Origin of the sequence: Kamptonema formosum PCC 10802, assembly GCF_000332335.1 — a bacterium.
Taxonomy (GTDB): domain Bacteria; phylum Cyanobacteriota; class Cyanobacteriia; order Cyanobacteriales; family Oscillatoriaceae; genus Oscillatoria.
The window spans coordinates 2,045,339-2,066,278 of sequence record NZ_KB235948.1; the positions used below are offsets into that span (position 1 = coordinate 2,045,339).

Annotated in this window: 10 protein-coding genes; 5 read left to right on the forward strand and 5 right to left on the reverse strand. The window is 53.5% G+C overall.

The features are described from left to right. On the reverse strand, positions 1-3,193 hold a 3,193-nt coding region (locus tag OSC10802_RS39305; RefSeq protein ID WP_044170023.1), incomplete at its 3' end, for a DUF4114 domain-containing protein. Positions 3,194-3,649: 456 nt separating this feature from the next. On the opposite strand from OSC10802_RS39305, the gene OSC10802_RS0108780 reads away from it, so the two are divergent. The 3 genes from OSC10802_RS0108780 to OSC10802_RS0108790 all read left to right on the forward strand — a co-directional run bounded on the left by OSC10802_RS0108780 (position 3,650) and on the right by OSC10802_RS0108790 (position 7,857). Further along, positions 3,650-5,008 carry an NB-ARC domain-containing protein gene (locus tag OSC10802_RS0108780; RefSeq protein ID WP_017716413.1) on the forward strand — a complete coding sequence of 453 codons (1,359 nt, stop codon included), beginning with the start codon at positions 3,650-3,652 and terminating at the stop codon, positions 5,006-5,008. 111 nt (positions 5,009-5,119) lie between these two features. After that, positions 5,120-6,835, forward strand: a complete 1,716-nt coding sequence (locus OSC10802_RS0108785) for a serine/threonine-protein kinase (protein WP_017716414.1) — start codon at positions 5,120-5,122, stop codon at positions 6,833-6,835. Continuing rightward, entirely contained in the window at positions 6,832-7,857 is a 1,026-nt protein-coding gene (locus tag OSC10802_RS0108790; protein WP_017716415.1) for a tetratricopeptide repeat protein, read from the forward strand. Before OSC10802_RS0108785 ends, OSC10802_RS0108790 begins: the two co-directional genes overlap by 4 nt. Positions 7,858-8,463: 606 nt before the next feature. On the opposite strand, the gene OSC10802_RS0108795 is transcribed toward OSC10802_RS0108790, so the two are convergent. Genes OSC10802_RS0108795 through OSC10802_RS44135 form a run of 3 tightly spaced genes read right to left on the reverse strand, consistent with a single transcriptional unit; the run spans position 8,464 to position 15,192 of the window. Then, positions 8,464-10,902, reverse strand: coding sequence for a CHAT domain-containing protein (locus OSC10802_RS0108795; RefSeq protein ID WP_026098309.1), 2,439 nt, complete (start codon positions 10,900-10,902; stop codon positions 8,464-8,466). Between the two features lie 46 nt (positions 10,903-10,948). Next, positions 10,949-14,191, reverse strand: coding sequence for a two-partner secretion domain-containing protein (locus OSC10802_RS0108800; RefSeq protein WP_017716416.1), 3,243 nt, complete (start codon positions 14,189-14,191; stop codon positions 10,949-10,951). Between the two features lie 59 nt (positions 14,192-14,250). Beyond that, complete coding sequence (locus OSC10802_RS44135; protein ID WP_017716417.1) at positions 14,251-15,192, reverse strand: calcium-binding protein; 942 nt, start codon at positions 15,190-15,192, stop codon at positions 14,251-14,253. Between the two features lie 393 nt (positions 15,193-15,585). Here OSC10802_RS44135 and OSC10802_RS0108815 point away from each other — a divergent pair, with 393 nt between their 5' ends. Together OSC10802_RS0108815 and OSC10802_RS39315 are read left to right on the forward strand one after the other, a co-directional pair. Further along, complete coding sequence (locus OSC10802_RS0108815; protein WP_017716419.1) at positions 15,586-15,786, forward strand: hypothetical protein; 201 nt, start codon at positions 15,586-15,588, stop codon at positions 15,784-15,786. Between the two features lie 368 nt (positions 15,787-16,154). After that, complete coding sequence (locus OSC10802_RS39315; RefSeq protein ID WP_017716420.1) at positions 16,155-17,744, forward strand: bifunctional serine/threonine protein kinase/MFS transporter; 1,590 nt, start codon at positions 16,155-16,157, stop codon at positions 17,742-17,744. 368 nt (positions 17,745-18,112) lie between these two features. On the opposite strand, the gene OSC10802_RS39320 is transcribed toward OSC10802_RS39315, so the two are convergent. Further along, complete coding sequence (locus OSC10802_RS39320; RefSeq protein ID WP_017716421.1) at positions 18,113-20,716, reverse strand: SLBB domain-containing protein; 2,604 nt, start codon at positions 20,714-20,716, stop codon at positions 18,113-18,115. Positions 20,717-20,940 lie beyond the last annotated feature (224 nt).

A 20,940-nucleotide genomic window follows, 5' to 3' on the forward strand; every position in this document is an offset into this window, starting at 1 on the left:
GATCCACGATTGCCGGAATATCTGCCGGTGGTGCAACAGATGTCGGTTCATCCGGAGTTGCGGTAGTATCCACCGGCACCTCAACTGCCGGTTGATCCACGATTGCGGGAATGTCCACCGGCACCACAACTGCCGGTTGATCCACAATGGCGGGAATGTCTGCCGGTGGTGCGACAGATGCCGGTTGATCCACAATTCCCGGAATCTCTGCCGGCACCTCAACTGCCGGTTGATCCACAATTGCCGGAATGTCTGCCGGCACTTCAACTGCCGGTTGATCCACAATTGCCGGAATATCTGCCGGTGGTGCAACAGATGCCGGTTGATCCACAATTGCCGGAATGTCTGCCGGTGGTGCGACAGATGCCGGTTGATCCACGATTGCCGGAATATCTGCCGGTGGTGCGACAGTTGCCGGTTGATCCACAATGGCGGGAATCTCTGCCGGTGGTGCGACAGATGCCGGTTGATCCACAATTGCCGGAATCTCTGCCGGTGGTGCGACAGATGCCGATTCATCCGGAGTTGCCGGAATGTCCACCGGCACCACAACCACAGGAGAATCCGGGGTTGCGGGAATGTCTGCCGGCACTTCAACTGCCGGTTGATCCACGATTGCCGGAATATCTGCCGGTGGTGCAACAGATGCCGGTTGATCCACAATTGCCGGAATGTCTGCCGGTGGTGCGACAGATGCCGGTTGATCCACAATGGCGGGAATGTCTGCCGGTGGTGCAACAGTTGCCGGTTGATCCACAATGGCGGGAATGTCTGCCGGTGGTGCGACAGATGCCGGTTGATCCACAATGGCGGGAATGTCTGCCGGTGGTGCGACAGATGCCGGTTGATCCACAATTGCCGGAATCTCTGCCGGTGGTGCGACAGATGCCGATTCATCCGGAGTTGCCGGAATGTCCACCGGCACCACAACCACAGGAGAATCCGGGGTTGCGGGAATGTCTGCCGGCACTTCAACCACAGGAGAATCCGGGGTTGCGGGAATGTCTGCCGGTGGTGCAACAGATGCCGGTTCAACAACAGTTGCCGGAATGTCCACCGGCACCACAACCACAGGAGAATCCGGGGAAACAGTAGTGTCAGCGGCGACAACTGCCGGTTGATCCACAATTGCCGGAATATCTGCCGGCACTTCAACTGCCGGTTGATCCACAATTGCCGGAATGTCTGCCGGTGGTGCAACAGATGCCGGTTCATCCGGAGTTGCCGGAATGTCCACCGGCACTTCAACCACAGGAGAATCCGGGGTTGCGGGAATGTCTGCCGGTGGTGCAACAGATGCCGGTTCATCCGGGGTTGCGGGAATGTCCACCGGCACCACAACCACAGGAGAATCCGGGGTTGCGGGAATGTCCACCGGCACTTCAACCACAGGAGAATCTGGGGTTGCGGGAATGTCCACCGGCACCACAACCACAGGAGAATCCGGGGAAACAGTAGTGTCAGCGGCGACAACTGCCGGTTCACTCATATCCGGCAATGACTCACTACTATCAGCCCCAGGCTCACTGATATCCCTCACCGGCTCTACTGGATCAGCCGGCAGCGCGGATTCAACAGGCGTTTCTAACTCAGCAACCGACTGGTTTCCCAAAATTTCTACAGGAGTTTCCAAATCATCAATCGGTGCTGATTCAACAATTTCAAAGGGAATTTCTAAATCATCAATTGGCTCGCCGGCAATCCCCGCACCAGCATCAAACCCTTGCAATATCTCATCATAAGGTTGAATATAAGATAGCAGCGCCTGACCGATATCTGTCCCGCGCCAATCCTTAGTCGGGTCAATCACTGCATCCAGGAGTTGTGCTGTCCCGATTGCCCCCCGCACCTGGAAAATTATATCATTATAATCGCGATCTGTCCATTTATCAACCCGCATATCTTCGATGACAAACGCAGTGCCGGTGCCGTTAATATCGGCCATTTGCCCTAGATTGAACCCATCCCCAGGATTAGCCGTGGCCATCGAAAACAGAGGACGCTTCGACCCGCCAATCGCCGGATTGTCAAACACCTGCTGCACCGTTGCATTGGGAACCAGCATAACGCCAAATACATCCCCCGGCGTCATGGCAAATGTCTTCACGCCGGAATATTCCCCAAAGTTCCAGTTGGCATCTCCCAAAACTCCACTGAACCGCGCCCCCTCGGTGGGGTCAGAAATCACGATATGGCCCTGTTCCGAATTGCTTAAGGCGCGACGGGCGACTTCTTTAATAAACTCCTGAGATCCTGGTGAGTATTCTTCCATGCCGGTGAGGCTGAAAACTGCCAGTTGGCCCTGATAAAAGCCGCCGTCAAACAGGTAATCAATGCCAATCTCTCCCGTTTCGCAAACGGTGAATGTTCCTGAATCAAACGGATTTACGAATGCAGGCGGTTGGGAGGCGGCGGTAGAAGTCGTCAGCTGGTTTGACGCCGCACCAGTTTTGGGTTCTGCGCCAGCAGCTCCTTGGGGGTTCTGCGCACTGTTTGCCGTTAAGCTTTGGGTGCTGCTGTCGCTGCTATTTGAGGAAATCGGCTGAGAATTTACGGGTTCGGTATCGGGAGTTTCAGCCGGTTCAGTCGCGATTTGTGGAATAGCCGAATTGGCAGGATCGTTTTGGGGTGCCGGTGCGGATATTGCCACCGGCTCAAAACCGGCTAAACTTTGATTGCTGTTACTGGCACTGCCTTCATCTGGCAAAATCGGCTGAGAATCGCCACTCAGCGCATCGGGAGTGGGAGCCGGTTCATTAGCAGTTTCTGGAAGAGGCGAATTGGTAAGCTCGTTTTGGGGTGCCGGTGAGTTCAGCTGATCGGAGATCATACCCGTCAGCGGGTCAACTGAGCTTGAAGTCTCGCCGGTTTTACCCGCATCCCCCACCGTCACAGTCAGAATGTAATCCGTATCGCCGCCGGTTGAGACAACCTGGATCTGATAGTCTCCCGCCGCTAGGCTGTCAAAGCTAATCGCTTCAGGAAACATTCCCAGGGCTTTTCCACTGTAGAACACCGTGCCGGTGCTGTCTAGCAACTGCACCTCAGTATCAGCAACTGTGCCGTCGAGGGTGAGGCTAAAACTGCCGGGAGTGCTGAGGTTGAATTGATAGAGATCCTCTAGATCCCCAGTACCAACAAAACCTGTATGTGTTTGGCTGCCACTTAAAAGGTCAAGATTGATATCAGACATATACACCCTTTCGCTTTGAGCTTACAAGTGGGGGCTAGTGGACACAGCCGGTGGGCCGTTTGCAGTAGGGCATTAGCCCCCGTTTGCAGTAGGGCGTCGGCCCCACCGGCGGGCTAATGGCTAGAGCTGCGGAGTTCATTCACCTGAGCTATTCGCATGTGACTATCTTAATCAGGGTGAGCGGCGCTGTCAAGGGGTGCGCGAAAAAATTTTTTTTCTGTCCCTCACAAGACTGCGGGAGAGGGCCGGCGGGACAGCGCCGCGCCACGGGGGGGCGGCCACGGGGGGCCTACCGGGGCTCCCGTCAGGAGACTGCTGGCAAATCCGTGAGCGGTTAGGGGGGGTTTTCGGGGTTGGGGCCAGTTTCAACCTCACTCTGGTGACAGGGGCCCGCCCGACTCGCTCGATATGAGATAGAATAGTCGGAAGAGATAGCATAAGAATGAGCGCCCGCCTGTGATTCCCCGAGAATTCCTGAAAGATGTCGCGACTGAACGCGGCGTGACCAATACCGAACTGGAGGCTCTGTTCCTGGCTATGGAGGGCCAGCAGACAGAGGCCATTGCCAGCCAGCTCAACATTAGTGCGGATGCCGTCCGCAAGCGATTGAGCGAGGTTTACCATAAATTTCAAATCCCTGGAAAGGGGCCGGTGAAGCTGAGCCAACTGCAGCAGATCCTAGTGACGCGCTACCAGCAAGATGCAGAGATGCGACATCTGGCGTCCCCACAGAAAGGTGCCGGTGCCTCCGCTGCTCTGGGCCATGCCGGCAGCTCCGACACCCTGCCGCGCCAGGACTGGAGCGAAGTGCCGGAGGTGACAGTTTTTTACGGACGCACCGCAGAACTGGCCACCCTGGAGCAGTGGATCGTCAGGGATGGCTGTCGCTTGGTGGGGCTGCAGGGTCTGCCAGGGGTTGGCAAAACAGCTCTGGCCGTCCAGTTGGCCCACAGCATTGATGAGCAGTTCGAGTGTGTCCTCTGGGGCTCCCTGGAGAGCGCCCCACGCCCTCAAGAGCTTCTCACCGATCTGCTGCAATTCCTGGCCGGCACGGAGAAAGCCCCTTGGCCGGAAAGCGTGAATGAAGGGATCTCACTGCTGATTTCCGAGTTTCGGAACCGCCGGTGTTTGCTGGTGCTCGATAGTGTGGAGGCGATCCTGCGCAGCGGCGACCGGTTTGGCCGCTATCAGGAAGGATATGAAGAGTACGGGGCCATCTTCAGACGGCTCGGACAAGAACACCATCAAAGCTGCTTGCTACTGATTTCCCAAGAAAAACTCAGAGAAATTGCCCAGCTGCAAAGTCCAGCCGGCCTGATTCGGTCACTGCCACTAGACGGGCTGAAACCAGAGGAAGCAAAGGGTATCTTGCTAGCCAAAGGTTTGACTGGAGAGCGGCAGTGGTTAGAGCTGATTCGCAACTATCGGGGCAATCCCCTCGCCTTAAAGCTTGTGGCTGCCACGATCGAAGAAGTTTTTAATAAAGATGTGGGTGAGTTTGTTAAATTGGGAACTCTGGTACTCAGCCCGGATTATCGCGAACTTCTAGACGCTCAAGTCCAGCGCTTGTCCAATCTAGAAAAAGAAGTGCTGCGCTTTCTGGCTGGAGAAGACAAACCCGTCTCTTTCCAGAAATTGCGCACAAATCTGCCGGCGGTCGCCGCCTCCGACTTAATAGAAGCCCTGGACTCTTTGGGCGGCTGGCGCTCGCTGATGGAAAAAGCCCACAATCAAGAGACAGGTCAAACCCTTTTCGCACTCCAGCCGGTCGTGCGGAAATACCTGCTCAAATATGCCTTGCCAAATAAGAATTGATATCTCCAATCTAGAAACCCGGTTTCTTAAAGAAACCGGGTTTCTAGCCCCTTTTAGGCCCCCGCCGTTTCATCCCCCCGCATAACACCTTAATTACCAGCCGAGACTTATGTGATCTACTGCATTAACCCTGACTGCAAACAGCGTGAAAACCCTGAAAATCTGGAGTGCTGTCAAACCTGCGGCACTTCACTGCTCATCCATGAGCGATACCGGCTCCTCAAACCGCTGCGTCCGCTAGACCCGCGAACGTATACCGATATCTTTGAAGTCGATGATGGGGGAACCCGGAAAGTAATGAAGGTCTTGAAAGACAGCAGATCCCAACTCGTCGAGGGGTTTGAGCGAGAAGCCTTAACCCTGGAGTTGCTGGATCATCCGGGCATTCCCAAAGTAGACCTCGACGGATACTTCACGTTTACCCCCAGCAACAGCACCCGGGAACTGCACTGCTTGGTGATGGAGAAAATTGAGGGGCAGAACTTGGAGCAGTGGTTAGCCAAAGAAGGCCCTATTCCCTCTCAATCTCTAGCCCTAAATTGGCTGAGGCAATTGATAGAGATTCTAGAGCAGGTGCATAAAAGCGGTTTTTTCCACCGAGATATTAAACCCTCTAACATTATACTGAAACCCGACGGACAGCTGGTACTGATTGATTTTGGCAGCGTCAGGGAAATGACACACACTTACCTGGCGAAACTGAAGGGTGGGCTGAATCTTACAGCAATTATATCAGGGGGCTACACGCCACAGGAGCAAGTCGATGGCAGAGCACTCCCCCAATCTGACTTCTACGCCCTGGGGCGCACCTTTGTCCATTTGCTCACCGGCAAACACCCCAGTGAGTTTCTCTCCAACTCTGCCGGTCAGTTAATTTGGCAATACAGAGCGCCGCAGATATCAAAGCCGCTGGCTGATTTTATAGACGATATGATGGCGATATTGCCGGAAGAACGGCCCAAAACTACAGCAGAAATTTTGCGAGATTTGACGCCAAAAAGACTGCAGGTAAAAAGCGTGCAGCGCTTCTTAAGCTCTCGCAAGTTTAAATTTCTAGCGGTCGGGTTTCTCAGCATGGGAATCGCCAGTGCAGTTTCTTATTGGCTGTCACTGCCATTGCAGGCTGAGGCTATCGCTGCGCAGGGGCGAAAAAATATTATGGATGGGAATTTGAACAGGGCTCGCAAAGAGTTGGAACAGGCGCTGTCTATCAATCCGAAGGATGCAGTATCTCGCAGTGATTTGGGATTAGTTTGCAAAATGCAGCAAGAATTTGAGTGCGCCCTTGCCCAGTACCAGCAGGCACTCAAATTGGCGTCCGATGAGGTAATTCGCGCCACTATTCACTACAACCTGGGATTCCTGCATGAAGATCGCAGAGAATTTGATGCCGCCCTCAAGGAATATCAAATAGCCATGCAGGAACAGGGGGAAATAGGTGTCAATGCGACTAATAATTTCGCCCGGCTGCAAATATTGCATGAGTTCAACTATTCCTTGGCAATTGACTCGCTATTGAAAGTATTAGATCGGACTGAAAGCCCCAGATTGAGAGTGACGCTCTACAAAAATCTCGGCTGGGCGCTCTTGCAGCAAGGTGACTGCCGCTCGGCGGAGAAATACCTGCGAGAGGCGATCCGCCTGGACAAGGAGAATAGGGCAGCTCCCCACTGCCTGCTGGCTAAGGTACTGCAAGACAGTGATAAAATGCTGGCACCGGCATCCTGGAAAAAGTGCCGCGACTCTGACTCGGAAAATCTGCCCGAAGTGGAAATTTGGCAGCTTGACGCCCGCCGGTACTTAAACGCTCAAGTAAAAAAACGATGAAACACACAGGTCTAATTTTAGTTTTAACCCTGCCGCTCATTGGTGTGAGTGGGGGGGGTGCCCATCAGGGGGCGAGCGCAGTCACCCAGCTTGTTACGCAGGCGGGAGGGGCGATGGATGCCGGTGGCAATTTCCTGCTAGCGAAGTCAGTCTGCCCCCCAAAACAGCCTTGTATCCAAGACGGTCGCGGTGGGTCCACCGGCATCAATATCATCAGTCCGTGCGGAGGATCGATACTCAAGGTTAGCGAACTAAAGCTGTCTTGGTCTGCTGTCCCAGGTGCCAAAAGTTACAGCGTGCGGGTGGAGCGCTCAAAGCAGCCTCTTTGGGAGAAAATCGTAGAAAACCGCACTGAAATCCCTTTCCCCGCTGGCGAACTTACCCTTGAGCCAGACAAGGATTATGAACTGATTGTCGAGAGTGATAACAGAAAATCGGGGAGTGTGAGATTCCGGATGCTCGCTGAAGACAAAGCTCAGCAGGTGCGAGCTGAGGCTAGTGAAATTGCGGCTAATACCAAGCTATCTGCTGATGATAAAGCTATAAAATTAGCTGAGGTTTACAGGGAAAACGAGCTGTTCACCGAGGCAATTGAGACGCTTGCCGGTGCGGTCAAAAATGGCAGCCGGTCTGTGCCGGTGCACCTGATGCTTGGAGAATTATATTTAAAGGTAAAACTGCCGGGTTTGGCTGAGGCTCCTTACCAGCAAGCCCTGACTCTGGCGACCAGCGATACCGAGGCGCAAGCGAAAGCGCAAGTTGGGCTGGGGCGGGCGAGTGTGGCGCTCCAGAATTGGGAGCGAGCTATTAGTTCGCTGCAAGCAGCATACGCGATTTATGAAAGGTTAAAGAAGCCAGATGCTCCCCAAGTCGCGCAGTTATTGGGAGAGGTGTATGAGCGGAGCGGAAATCGGGATGAGGCAATTGTCTGGTATCAGAAAGCCAAGGCTGGGTATGAGGCTTTGGGGGACAAACTGCGCCAGGAAAATGTAGAGGAAATGCTGAGAAATTTAAGCCGGTGATATTCCCTCGTTCCCCTCTGATAACTGAATGTTAGTTTCCTGGCGATTGGAAAGAAGCTGTTGGCGAATCGGTGAGGGGTTAGACCTACAGCTAGTTCCTCCGCGATTAGCTAGGTTCCTGGCGATTGGAAATCGCGGCTATACAGACGAAGCCCGCCTACCCTGCGCGGCGTGCGCCAACGCGGGCTAAGAGTATAGCGAGACTCTCACAATCTGCGCGGTTTTTTTCGAGGAAAGGGGGGGAATTAGGTTCGCAGAAAGCTCCCCTCCCCTTTAACGGGGAGGGGTTGGGGGTGGGGTAAACCCCCCTATCAATTCGCCAACAGTCTCTTGTAAATCGCGGCTATACAAACGAAGTCCGCCTACCCTGCGCGGCGTGCGCCAACGCGGACTATCGCTTCCAGCCTGAGGCTGGGAACGAGAAACACCCGCCCTTTTGTTGAAGGGTGCAGTAGGAAACAAGGGTTAATAATTTCTTTAGCCCGCGTAGGCGGGCTTTGTCTGTATAGCCGCGAATTCCATTCGCCAGGTAGCTGTAAAGCCGCGAATTCCATTCGCCAGGTAGCTATCTGTAAAGCCGCGAATTCCATTCGCCCGGGCTCTCCCTCACAGCCAGTTTCCTGCCAAAATGAAAGCCGCCCAGTAATAAGGATGTCTGTAAGGATCGTCGTCATCCACGTCACGCAAGAATTTTACCTGCGCTTTTTGAAGTGCTTCCGCCTTACTCGCACCTTGCTTTAACTGGTCGTAAAACTCACCCATGAATTCAGGTGTGAAGGCATCGCTAACCTTCCACAGACTGGCCACTGTACTGCGCGTATAAGCTTTTAAGGCAACTCCAGCAATCCCCAAAGCAGCCTGCTTGTCTCCCTGGGCGGTTTCGCAAGCACTGAGAACCAGCAACTCAATCGGTTTGCGGCTACTTTGTGACCGGCTGCGGAGCAATCTATCTATTTCTCTCACTTTTATCTGGGTTTTCCAAGCGTAAATAAATGTGTCTTCGGGGTCAGAGCTGAACTGACCATGAGTGGCCAAGTGAACGACGGGAAAAGGTGTGGCGTTGATTTTCTCCTTTAATGCGTCTTGAGTAAACTCCTGATTCAGAAGCTCTTGACTCGGGAGAATTTTTTTGATATCATAGAGTTCCTCCCTGACATAAGGTAAAGCCTGCAACTCAGAAAGAAAGCCCTCTTTTTCGCTCACACCGGCAAGCAGGACATTCAACTGTGCCGGTGGCAGCGGTTTGGGATCTGGCAGTTGCGATCCCGGACTGACCGCAATGCTATATTTCTGCACCAGATATTGGTTCCCGTCGTGGAGTACAGCCATCGGAATGCCCTGCAAGGTAGTGTCCAGCACAAATACCAATGTCCCGCTTTCTGGCAAGTCGTGTTCCGCACTCCGAATTAGCCAGTCATAGAGCTTTTGCGCGAGAGGCACAATTGATTCCGGGTTCTCCTTGTTTGACAGCCTACCCTGCAGCTGATAGACAGTATCTGTAAACTCTATTTGAGAGACAGCAGCAGTGTAGCGGTGCAATTTTCCTGACTGGGGCAGCTTGAAAATAACTTCGAGCCGGTCTGACAAAAGGACAGGATAAATAATGGCTGCCGGTGGCTTCTCTGCCCTGTCAATGGGAACGAGATTTGGCAAATCGCACTGTAAATAATTCTCGATTTGTGCCAGCTGTAGGGTTCCAGTGACTTCCCGAGCTGTTTCAAGATTCTTTGAATTCGCACTCGCTCGATCGCTCAGGAGTAATTTCAGGTAATCTTTATAGATCCTTCCCACATCTTCTCGAACAGAGAGCTCACCATTTGGGTTGATCTGAAGTAAATCTTTGCGAACAAACTCCAGGTTTTTGACTGCTGCGCCGTAAGCCTGTATTGCGCCGTCAATATTTCCTTGTTTTTGCAAAATGAACCCTAACTGCGACTGCCACTGATAAGAAATCTCCGGTGCTTGAATCCCTTGGGCTACTACTACAGCTTTTTCGGTAAAGTTTTGAGCGCCATAAAAATCGTTGGCTCGCTCATAGAAACCGCCAAGACTGCCGAGAGCATAAGCCTCCCCTCGTTTGTTTTGCAAAAATCTTGCCTGTTGCAGCGCCTCTTCCGCATATTGAATAGCTAGGTCATTCCTTTTCATGCGGCTGAGACTTTCGGCAAAGTTCAGCTTGGCGGAAATTGCTGGCTGGGTTAGGGGAAGATTGGCAATGGCTGGCTGGTTTTGCAGCAAATCATCCAGCTGGGATTGGATTTCCGCCTGCCAGTCGCCCGTGTTATTATTCAATTCCAGCAACAAACTAAGCCGGTTTAGTTTCGCCTGGATTTGCGTGAGTCGATCGTCAGACAGATTGGCCGCCTGTAAATAGCAATCCAAAGCTTCTTCAGCCTTCTCTTTCGCCTCCTTTCCGGCAAAGCTTGGAAGGTTTCGTTTCAGGGTATAAAAAACTCGTTTTGTGTTGCCCAAACTGAGCTGCGCCGCACTGGTGCCGGCGGGAGAATTTAAAGCTCGGGCTATCTCCAGGCTTTGTTTTAAAGCCCCCTCAGACTTTTCTAGCTTGCCAATCACTCGCAGCACATCTCCCAGAGTCCGCAATCCAAGAGCGCTGATCGCAGCATTCGGCTGTTCTGGAATAGTTTGCTCACCCTCAGATGACGGCTCACAAATCTGGCTGTTCGCGCCGATACCCAAAGCCGGCAGCAATCTCTTGCAGGCGTGCCGGTATTGCCCCAAAGCTTGCAAAGCCAGACTCTGATTAATCAGACTCCCAGCCACACCCTCCTGATTGCCTATCCGCTCGTAAACCTCCATCGCTTCCTGCCAAATACTCAACGCTTCCTTAGGTTGTCCCATATTTAATTTATCGTGACCTCGTTGAGTCAGACATGGCGCAGCTGTTGACAAGTCATTTCCAGAACATTGCTCGCTGCTCAGCGCGCCATGCCCCCAGCTGAGCAACAGCGATATGCCGATTCCCAAAATCACATATTTCAGAAAAAATTGCACCCTGGTCAAAAATTCTAACCATTTTCTTCCCATCTTTTTTCTCTTCCTTGGCGCTCAGGCGCGTCTTGGCGGTTCACGATCATTCTCCCATACAACCCACCGGCATCACCGAAGGACTGGAGAGCGTAACTTTAGGAGCGTTTACCACAAGTTCCACCTCACCTTTCGCATTCATTACCCACCCTTGAGCTTCCACAAGCTCACCGGCACGGCGCGCCGGCGGCGCAGAAACAGGGGGGAAATCCTCTGGCTCACCGGCAACAGGAGCAGACGGATCTGCCCAACCGGCATTGCTGCTGAGTGGCTCCCTAGGGCTGGGCGGTTTGCCACCGCGCCCCGTAATAACCAAGTTACTCCTCTTGGGGTTTCCTGTCAAGCAGCGCCGGTCAATCAGCCCCGCCACATCCACAAAATTATCCGGCAAAGACAGTATCCCTTTAGTCGGGTCAACCTCTGGCGTTTTAATATCGACTGTCCCGTCAAATTGAGGGCCAAGTTGAGACGTTGCGGTAATGTCACTAGCCAGCGGGGAGGCGTCTCGGCTAACCTCTTTTCCCAAAATTCCTTGCAGGAAGATTCCTTGGGTGGAGATATTCACCTGTCCACCGGCACTCGCAACAGAATTTGCGGTGATGTCGCTATTTTCCAGAGCTGCTAATGTGCCGGTATTGATGCTGATATTGCCGCCGGTGGCGGTGCCGGTGGCATTGGTGGTTAAGCTGCTGTTGTGGCGCAGCTGGAGAGCGCCGGTTTGTAAGCTAATATTACCGCGATTGCCGGCTGCAGCTGTCGCCGCAATAGTTCCGCCGGCAAGCCGTATAAAATTCGCTCGCACTTCCAAGTTGCCGGCATCCCCCCTGCTTGTGCCGCTCACAGTGATTTCCGCCCCCTTGCCGACAGTCAGTAGCCCCGTTTCAATGCGCACATCTCCTGCAGCGCCGGCACCTAAAGTATTCCCAAACAAACCGCTTTTCACCTCCCCATCTGCAGAAGTTCCCTCCAGTTGCACTGACTCGGAAGCGCGGACAGTGAGATTTCCTCCTTTCCCCCTGCTATAATTCCCTGTTCCCACTCCTGTGCGCGAGCCACCCAGGACAGTCATCTGGCGGGTATTAACCGTCAAAGACCCCGCATTTCCCGGACCGAAAGTGTCCGCTGAAATTGCCGCGCCATCCCGGAGAGTCAGCCGAGGGGTGTTAATTGTCAAATCTCCCGCATTTTTGCTGCCCAAAGTAGCCGTAGCTAACCCACCTCTACCCACTAACTCCACAGACTCAGACGCATTCACCGTCAGGTTCCCACCCAGACCGGCACCTAAAGTAGATGTTGTAGCTCCCGCCCCATTCTGGATTATTAACCGGGGAGTGTTTATGGTCAAGTTGCCGGCATCTCCGGAACCAATGGCGCTAGCCGCAGCCAAGCCGGTGAACTTCGTAAATTCAGTTCCCGATGCCAGAATAGCTCTGATGGTTTCTTCTGTGACAGTGAATGGCTCTGACAATATGCCAGTCAGTTCCACGGATTGGGAGGCGTTTACGGTCAAATCTCCTCCCTTTCCAGATCCTACAGTAGCTGTTGACATGCCGGCACGAATGCCTCGCACGAGCAACCGGGGAGTGGTAACGGTCAAGTTTCCCGCACTGCCGGCACCGGAAGTTTGCGACACCACAGAAGCGCGATCAGTCACTTCTACAGACTCCGAGGCGTTTAATGTTATATTACCTCCCTGACCGCTGCTGGTAGTGGAAGCGGCGATTGTCGGTCCCTCCATAAAAACTCGTGCGGCATCAATTGATAAGTCCCCGGCATTTCCCTCAGCGATAGTGCCAGAGAATATCCCTCCTCTACGGATTAGCCTTAACTCTCCCGTGACAATTTTTAAGTCGCCAGCCGCGCCAGTATTCAAAGCGCCAGTAGCTAGGAACCCATTGTAAGTTTCCAGCAACTCCCTGGCGTTTACTGTCAGATTGCCGCCGCCACCGGCTCCCAGCGTGGCGGCTACAACCCCCGCTTTATCTCGCACAGTTAACCGTCCAGCATTCACTGTGACACTGCCTCCGTCGCCGCTACCAAAGGTAAAACTTCCTAAACCATTGAGAACTTCAGGCAATGCTATTGACACCTCATTTGCGGGGTCAAATCTGCTTGAACTCGTGCCGGTGCCCTGGATTTCCACCGCACCGGCAGCATCCACCGCCAGATTCCCGCCGGCACCGCTGCCGGCAGTAAAAGAGGCAGCTATCATCCCATTTCGGACTGACAGGGAGCCAGTCTTTATTGTAACATCCCCAGCGGCTCCCGTGCCAAAGGTGCCGGTGAGCAAGCCGTTGGGAAAGTCTGACGGTTTCAGCGCTCCAATCGCAAACTTTAACCCTAATACTGCCACGGATAAATCTTCACCACTTCCAATCATTTCTACTGATTCGGAGGCGCTGACGCTCACATTCCCTCCCGATTGGGAACCCAAAGTAAACGAGGCAATGCGCGAACCTCCTGCAATCGTCACCCGTCTGCCTATCACTTGAATGTCGCCACCCCTTTCGCCACTGGCATCGACGGAAGCTTGTCCTGACAGTTGGATATCCCCAAATTCTGTGGCTAAGTCTTGATTGCTCAGGGCTATTTTTCCGCTGCCAACAGTCATTAGCAAGGAGCCATTCGCAACAGATGCCAGCTCAATTCTTCCTGCCGGTGCGGTGAGGGTGCCGCCCTCAATTGCGATGTCACCGCCGGCGAGGGCTAAGGTTTGTGCCGGTGGCACAGCCAGATTTGATCCCTGTACGCGAATCGGGTTAGCAGCTTTTCCCCATTGCAAACCTGCCGGCACACTTACTGTCAGCAGGGGCGCGGTTTGAGAGGGTGTGGCGCTGTAGGTGCTGCCATCGGCAAATTTGATTGCAGAAGCAGAACTTCCCAGAAATGAGCCGCCGATATCCAGTTTGGCATTGGGGCCAAAAATAATCCCGCTGGGATTGAGTAGAAATAGGTTAGCGGTGCCGTTGGTTCGGATTGAGCCATCAATGTTGGATATGGAGCCTCCTGTAACGCGGGTGATGATATTTTGAATGTCTGGGGAGTTGTTAAAGAACGCTCGCGTGCCGGTGGGGACAGAAAATTCCTTAAAGCTGTGGAAGAGATTGCCTCCCGCACGGGTGCCGGCGGTAATTTCCAGGGTTTCGCCAGAGGGAGTCACGGCGGAATTGACCGGCAGGGTAGCATCGGGCACAATTTGAGCGAATGCCGGCGGGTAGGGAATGCCGCTGGTCCCAGCAAGGGCTAGGAAAAGGGTAAAGTTTTTCAGTTTTTTGGGCAGATTGTTCATTTTTCAGATACACCTCTGTGTCAGAAACCGGGTTGCTTCGGTTTCTTTTTTGCGTTCTCTCAAAACGAGATAAAATGACCGCTGATATCGGCTGCAGTTGCGTTCAGCACCGCCCCCAGCGAATTCCCATTCAGCTTGATGTCTGTGCCTTCAATGATACCATCTCCATTGGGGTCTATATCTTGATAGCGGACGTAGCCGCTGACAATCGCTTGCATTTCTTGGACATTAGCGCTAACCTCCCCGATAAAATATTGCTGGATTATCCCAGAGAAAGGCGTTTGTAAATTAGGGTAGGACTTGAAATAATCCAGCAATTGCGAACTGATGGACTCGGCATCAGAGTCTGATAGCTTTAACTTTTTCAGCTGTTCCTTCAGCTCGTCCCGCACAGACAATGTGAAAGGTTCCAAGGTGATATTAGCCTCTGACAGTCCTCCTGTCAAGCCGATGCGGTCGCTCACTTTATCAAAGTCGATAATGATATCTGTCTCGTTTGATTTGGCTGCAGCCGCATCCGCTCTCAGGACAAATATATCGCTATCTGAACCTCCTGTCAAGACATCTTTCCCCAAATCGCCAATCAGGGTGTCGTTTCCCTGTCCGCCAATTAGCAAGTCATCATCTCGACCGCCGCGCAAGAAGTCATTTCCAGTGCCCCCATCGACTAAATCTTTACCTTTGTTGCCGTTGATGGTATCATCACCGCTGTCGCCATAAATCCGGTCGTCATCTTGTCCCCCTTGAAGGAAGTCAGTCCCTTCTCCGCCGAACAAAACATCCTTTCCTGCATTGCCGTTAACGAGCTCACTATCCGACGCTCCTCTTACGGTGTCGTTTCCATCGAGGGCGCGGAGCCCACCTGCATAGCCGGCCAGAAGTCCAGGAGTTAATTGAACATCGTCTGGAAGAGAAGGGTTGAAGTTTAAGTCAAAAAAGTTTGGGTTAGCAAAAGGATTGCTGTTGGGGTCGAGCGGAGGGCCAAATAAAGTTGTCGTCATGGTTGAAGAATCCCCTACAAACTCTGTAAAATATGTCAGGGCATCTGCGCCGGTGGCCGTCTGCGTGGGGGCAGGCACGGGGGCAGTCCCCCTGGGGGGCCTGAACCTACAGGTCCTGGCTCTAGCTCCTGCGACAAACGAAGTTTTCAACCGCCGGAAAACCGTGGGACCAATCGGGGCGGCGGGTCAATTTTCTATCTGCAGACTATTCTAGTTTAATGACTGGCACGGAGCGCTAAATTTAACAAAATTTTACACAGCCACTTGTGCCGGCGCGTCAGGGAGGAGAAAGCCGGTTGCAGGCACTCCAACTTAAAATTATCTTATAAGTAGGGTGAGAATCGTGCGAGAGTGCGGCACCCTCAATCTTTGAATTCCTGTCAAGGAGCTAAAATGTCAGAACCTCCTATCCTGTCGGACTCGGAATTGCGCGAGTGGCTTTTGGGACTAGAAGAAGCCAACCGCAACAATATATTTTGCCACTGCCGCCGGTGCGGTGCCGAGTGGGTGGACTCTTCCTTCCAGGCTGTTTGTGCCGGCTGCGGCAGTTCCGATGTGGAGCGCATCTCGTGCTGGCAGTTCCCAGATGACTGATATAATGTTCGCTAGCATGTTTCTTGTAGGGTCAAGCCGGCGGCACCGGGTAGGGCTAAAGCCCAACTACGAACTTTTGGGCTAAAGCCCAACTACGAACTTTTGGGCTAAAGCCCAACTACGAACTTTTGGGCTAAAGCCCAACTACGAACTTTTGGGCTAAAGCCCAACTGCGAACCTTTGGGCTAAAGTCCAACTACAAACGGCCCACCGGCATGTCCAGCCCTCGTCCTCTTCCTTCTTGGCGTCTCTTCACGGGGGCGGTTCATTATAAAGCCCCACGCCCACGCCCCACGCCCCACGCCCAATCCCCCATTTCCCGTTTCCGGAGGTTAAACTATCTATCATAAAACCTACCGGCTGCCTTTATGAGCCTGTGCGTCAACCCCAACTGCCCAAAACCGGAAAATCCTGACACTATCCAATTTTGTCAAAGCTGCGGCTCTGAGTTGCTGCTGGCAAAGCGCTATCGGGTGACTCGTTTGCTGAGCCCTAAAGGTAACTTTGGCAAAATTTATGAGGTCAGCGACACCGGCACGCCCAAACTTCTCAAAGTTCTCACGAGCGATCGCCCGCAAGCTGTAGAATTATTTCAGCAAGAAGCGCAAGCCCTAAGACAGCTCAACCATCCAGGGATTCCCAAAGCAGATGGCAACTTTATCTTCTTTGCCCGCAACAGCAAAATGCCGGTGCAATGTCTGGCGATGGAACAAATCCAAGGGATAGATTTGGCGGACTATCAGAAACAGCGAAAAAATCGCCCCCCCGACCAAAAGTTAGCGGTGGAATGGCTGTCCCAGCTAGCGGGGATTTTGCAGGCGGCACACCAGCAGAACCTTTACCACTGGAATATCAAAGCCACCAAGATTGTCCTCAAGCCAGACGGTCAGCTAGTGCTGACTGATTTTAGTGCGGTCTGGCAAGTCGCGGCAACCGCCGTGGTTGGCAGTAACAAAGCTGGGTTTTACACTGCCGGCTACACGCCACCAGAACAGCAGAAAGGCTCTCCCGTGCCGCAATCAGATTTCTACGCCTTGGGGCGCACTTTTGTTTATCTGCTCACCGGCAAGCAGCCCACTGACCCCGCCATATACAATTCTAGCACAGATCAGTTGCAGTGGCGCAATTTCGCCCCCAATATTTTGCCGGCGCTGGCAGATTTGATCGATAAACTGATGGCTCCCTCCGTTAAAGATCGCCCAGCAAGCGCCGGCGTGATATTGCGGGAGCTGGCACAAATTGAACAAACTCTCAATTCCAGCCAGACTGTTCCTGCACCGGCGCAACCGCAAGTTCCTGTGCCGGCGCAACCGCCAGTTCCTGTGCCGGCGCAACCGCTACCCGCTTTTCAAATCCCGTCAATACCGTCTCCCGCATCCTGGGGAATCTCTCCAGGAGAATGGGGCTTTTGGTGGCAGTGGGTTCTGGCGACTGTGCTGGGAAATCTTGCCGGTTGGCCTTCCGGTCTGGTGGTGGCGCTCGTCCTGTCTCTCCGTGCCGGCAACACCTGGGCTTATGCCGCTTTATTTGGTTTGCCAGGGATTGGCGTGGGAATTATGCAGTGGGCGATCTTGCGGCAAATCGTCAAGAAAGCCGGCTGGTGGGTGCTAATAAATTTTGCCGGCAGTGCCGTATTCGGCGCGCTGTTCGCTGTCGGGAATCTTGACCTGTCGGGTGCCGGTGACTGGGCGAAGTTCGGTGCCCTCATGGGAGTTTGTGTTGGAATCGCCCAGTGGTTAGTTTTGCGGCAAATCGCTGGCAGTGCTGGCTGGTGGGTGTTGCTGAGTGTCGCCCTCAATACTGCCGGTTTAGCTGTTTTGGGTGCCGGTCTGACTGGCTTGAGAAATATTGTACTGGCTGTGACGCTAACTGTAGTGATGGCTGCTATCTTTGCAGCGGTTACGGGATGGATGCTGGTTTGGCTGTTGCGCCGGTCTGTTGCAGAGGCGGTAAAGTGATATAGCGGTTCTGAGTTGGATGAGCGTGTTTGCCCAGAAACCCGGTTTCGTAGGGGCGGGTCCCCGTGCCACTGGTGTCAACTTAAGCTGTGTTCCGTAGTCTCCCGGCGGTTGAAACCGCAGCTATACAGACAAAACCCGCTTCGGCTTGGGTTTTAAAATTCCCGCTCTTTTCTTAAGTCCGCGTTGGGCGAAGCCCTTCCCGAAGGGTAGGCGGACTTCGTTTGTGTAGCCGCGATTTCCAATCGCCAGGAGCTTAAGTTGACACTAATGGTTCCCGTGCCCGCCCTCTTTCGGGTTTCTCAGTCCCTCACTAATATGAGAAAGGCTATAAGGTGCGATCTCCCAACAGAAAACGCACCCCACAATTAAAACAGCAACAGCAAGGGCAGAATTTTCCCCAGCGGATTCAGCACATCTCCCAACGTGTCTGAAACACTCGCCAACCCAGATTTCCCCACTACAATCACATCATTTGGGCGAAGCGTGGGATTCGTTTTATCATTAATCCCTTCCTGAAAATCCACCTCCACACCCCGCTTTGAAACCGTCCCGTTCGGATTCAACCGTATCAGTTCCACCTTCCCTTTCCGCGCTCGATTGTTAAACCCACCGGCAGCCAGCAGCGCCTGATTCAAAGGCGTATTTGGCGGAACCTCCACAGAGCCCGGCTTCACCACCTCCCCCACAACATTCACCGTCATCTTATCCGGCGAAAAACTAGCCGCAGCGAGCTGGGGCGCTTCCTCTGGATTGAGCGCCGTAGCCGTAGGAATAACAATCGTATCTCCCTCTTGCAATATCGCATCTTGCCGCAAATCCCCCGCTTGCAAAAGCTCCCACAAATTGACATTAAACGTCTGTTCCGAACCCTCCCTCGTAAGCCGGCGCACCCGAATCTGGCGGATATCAGCTGACTGCGTAATCCCACCTGCTACTTGCAGCGCCCGCGTCACAGTCGGCAAATCTCCATCCTTCTCCGCTTTTACCACATGAGTGCCCGGACGAGCCACTTCCCCAATCACCGCAACATTCAGCGGCTGACTCTTATCCGCCGCAAAATTAGCCGCCGCTAATTGAGAGGATTCCGCCAAATTCACGCCCGAAACCGTGGGAATTATAATCGTATCTCCCGACTGCAATATCGTATCCTGCTGCAAATCGCCCTCTCGCAACAGCCGCCACAAATCCAAGGCAATAATTTGCTCCCCACCGGCTTGCGTCGAGCGGCGTATCGCTACCCGGCGCAAATCCGCCGAAGGCGTCACACCCCCCGCAGCTTGCAGCGCTCGCGTCACCGTCGGGCGCTCCCCCATATCGCTCGGCTTTACTGCATAAGAACCCGGTTTAGAAACCTCCCCAACCACCGCAATATTTACCGGCTCTGTTTTAGGAGCCGCAAAGCTAGCCGATGCTAATCTCGACGCTTCTGCTAAATTCGGAGCCGGTGCAGTCGGGATAAAAATACTGTCCCCATCCTGCAAAGTCAAATCTTGACGCACATCGCCCCCCTGCAACAGCGCCCACAAATCCACCCCAATTATCTGCTCCGCACCGCTTCTTTGGGGGCGGCGCACCCGCACTTGACGCAAATACGCCGCTTGCGTAATTCCCCCAGCGGTTTGAATCGCCTGCGTTATCGTTGGGAATTGAAGCCCGCCTTTGCCATCGGGCGTGCCGGTGAGGGTAATGCTGTAAGAACCGGGACGGTTTATCTCTCCTGAAATTGCCACTTTCAGGGGGCGAGGCGCGACCAGAGTTAGGGTGCTAATCGGAGTTCGGATGAAGCGGGTATATCTCTGAGAGACAACAGCCGCCGCCTGTTCCAAAGTCATTCCCTGCACTGAGACTTTGCCAATTAAAGGCAAATTCAGCGAGCCGTTGACAAGTATTTGGTATTCCCCACTGTATTCCGACACATTTACAATATCTAGGCGGACGCGATCTCCCGCTCCTAAAGTGTACTCTCCCTGCTGGGCTTCAATTGCAGAAATAGTTGGCTGCAGTGCCGGTTGGGGCGGCGGAACTGAGATGGCTGCCATTCCCCCTGTAACCGATGCGGCGGGTGCCGGCGGTTGCGGTTTGCTAGGCATAGATTGCGGTTTGCTGGCAACTGCAGGAGGCGTCAGCGCCGGCATTTGTCCAGTGATAACCAAAGCTTGATAGACAAATGCCGCCACCTCAGCCCGAGTCGCCTCCCGACTGGGATTGAGAGCCCGAACATTGGGGTAATTCACCACCATGCGGTTTTCTAATGCAGCAGCAATGCTGTTGCGAGCGTATTCAGGTACGCTCGCTGCGTCTTCAAAATAAGTATTTAAACTCGACGAGCTGACTTTGGCCGGTTTCAGGTTCAATCCCCCCACTAAAGCCACCAGCGCTTCCGTGCGGGAGATATTTTGGTCGGGATTGAAGAGGTTTTTAGAGTTTCCGCCCATAAATCCCATTTGATAGGCGGTTTGAATGGCGGTGTGAGCCGGGTGACTCACCGGCACGTCCGCGAACTGAACTGCAGGGCGAATGGGAGATTTCTGAAAAGCTTTTTGTATTATAGCAGCAAATTGAGCGCGTGTCAAGGGCGCGTCCGGGCGAAAAGTGCCGTCGGAAAATGCCGGCATAACCCCCCGCGCCACGAGGGGTTCGATGAAACTTTGCGCCCAGTACCCGCGCAAGTCAGCAAGCGGCTGTGGGGAAGCTTGCGCCAGTTTTTGCGCCAGTTTTTGCGCTAGTTTTTGCGCCAGTTTTTGCGCTACTTGTTTCGCCTTTGAGGCTGCCGGTGGGGCTGCCGGTGGGGCTGCCGGTGGGGCGACTGACTCTATCGGCAATTCCGAGTCGGTACCGGCAATCACCACATAGCTACTAGCCTCCAGTTCGGATTGGGGGAGTGGCAAATTTGAAACAGCGCCGGCGCTGAGGGTATTGTACTGAATGAGCGCAGCGGTCGTGCAAATCGCAACAGTCGGCAGACGCATAAAAGTAGCCTTGCTGTTATAGGGAGTTAAATCTCAGTGCGAAAAGTCACCCGACTCCACTCTTGGAGTGGACATGTCGAGCCAAGCGAGCTGTTATTACACAGGTGCTCTCCACTGATACCCAAACCCCCGCCGGCAATCAGGACATGTTTCCCCGTGTGGCCGATATTTCAGGCTTGCCCCGCCCTTACCAGTCCAAAAGTAGCGGAAAGCTGATAGCCTAA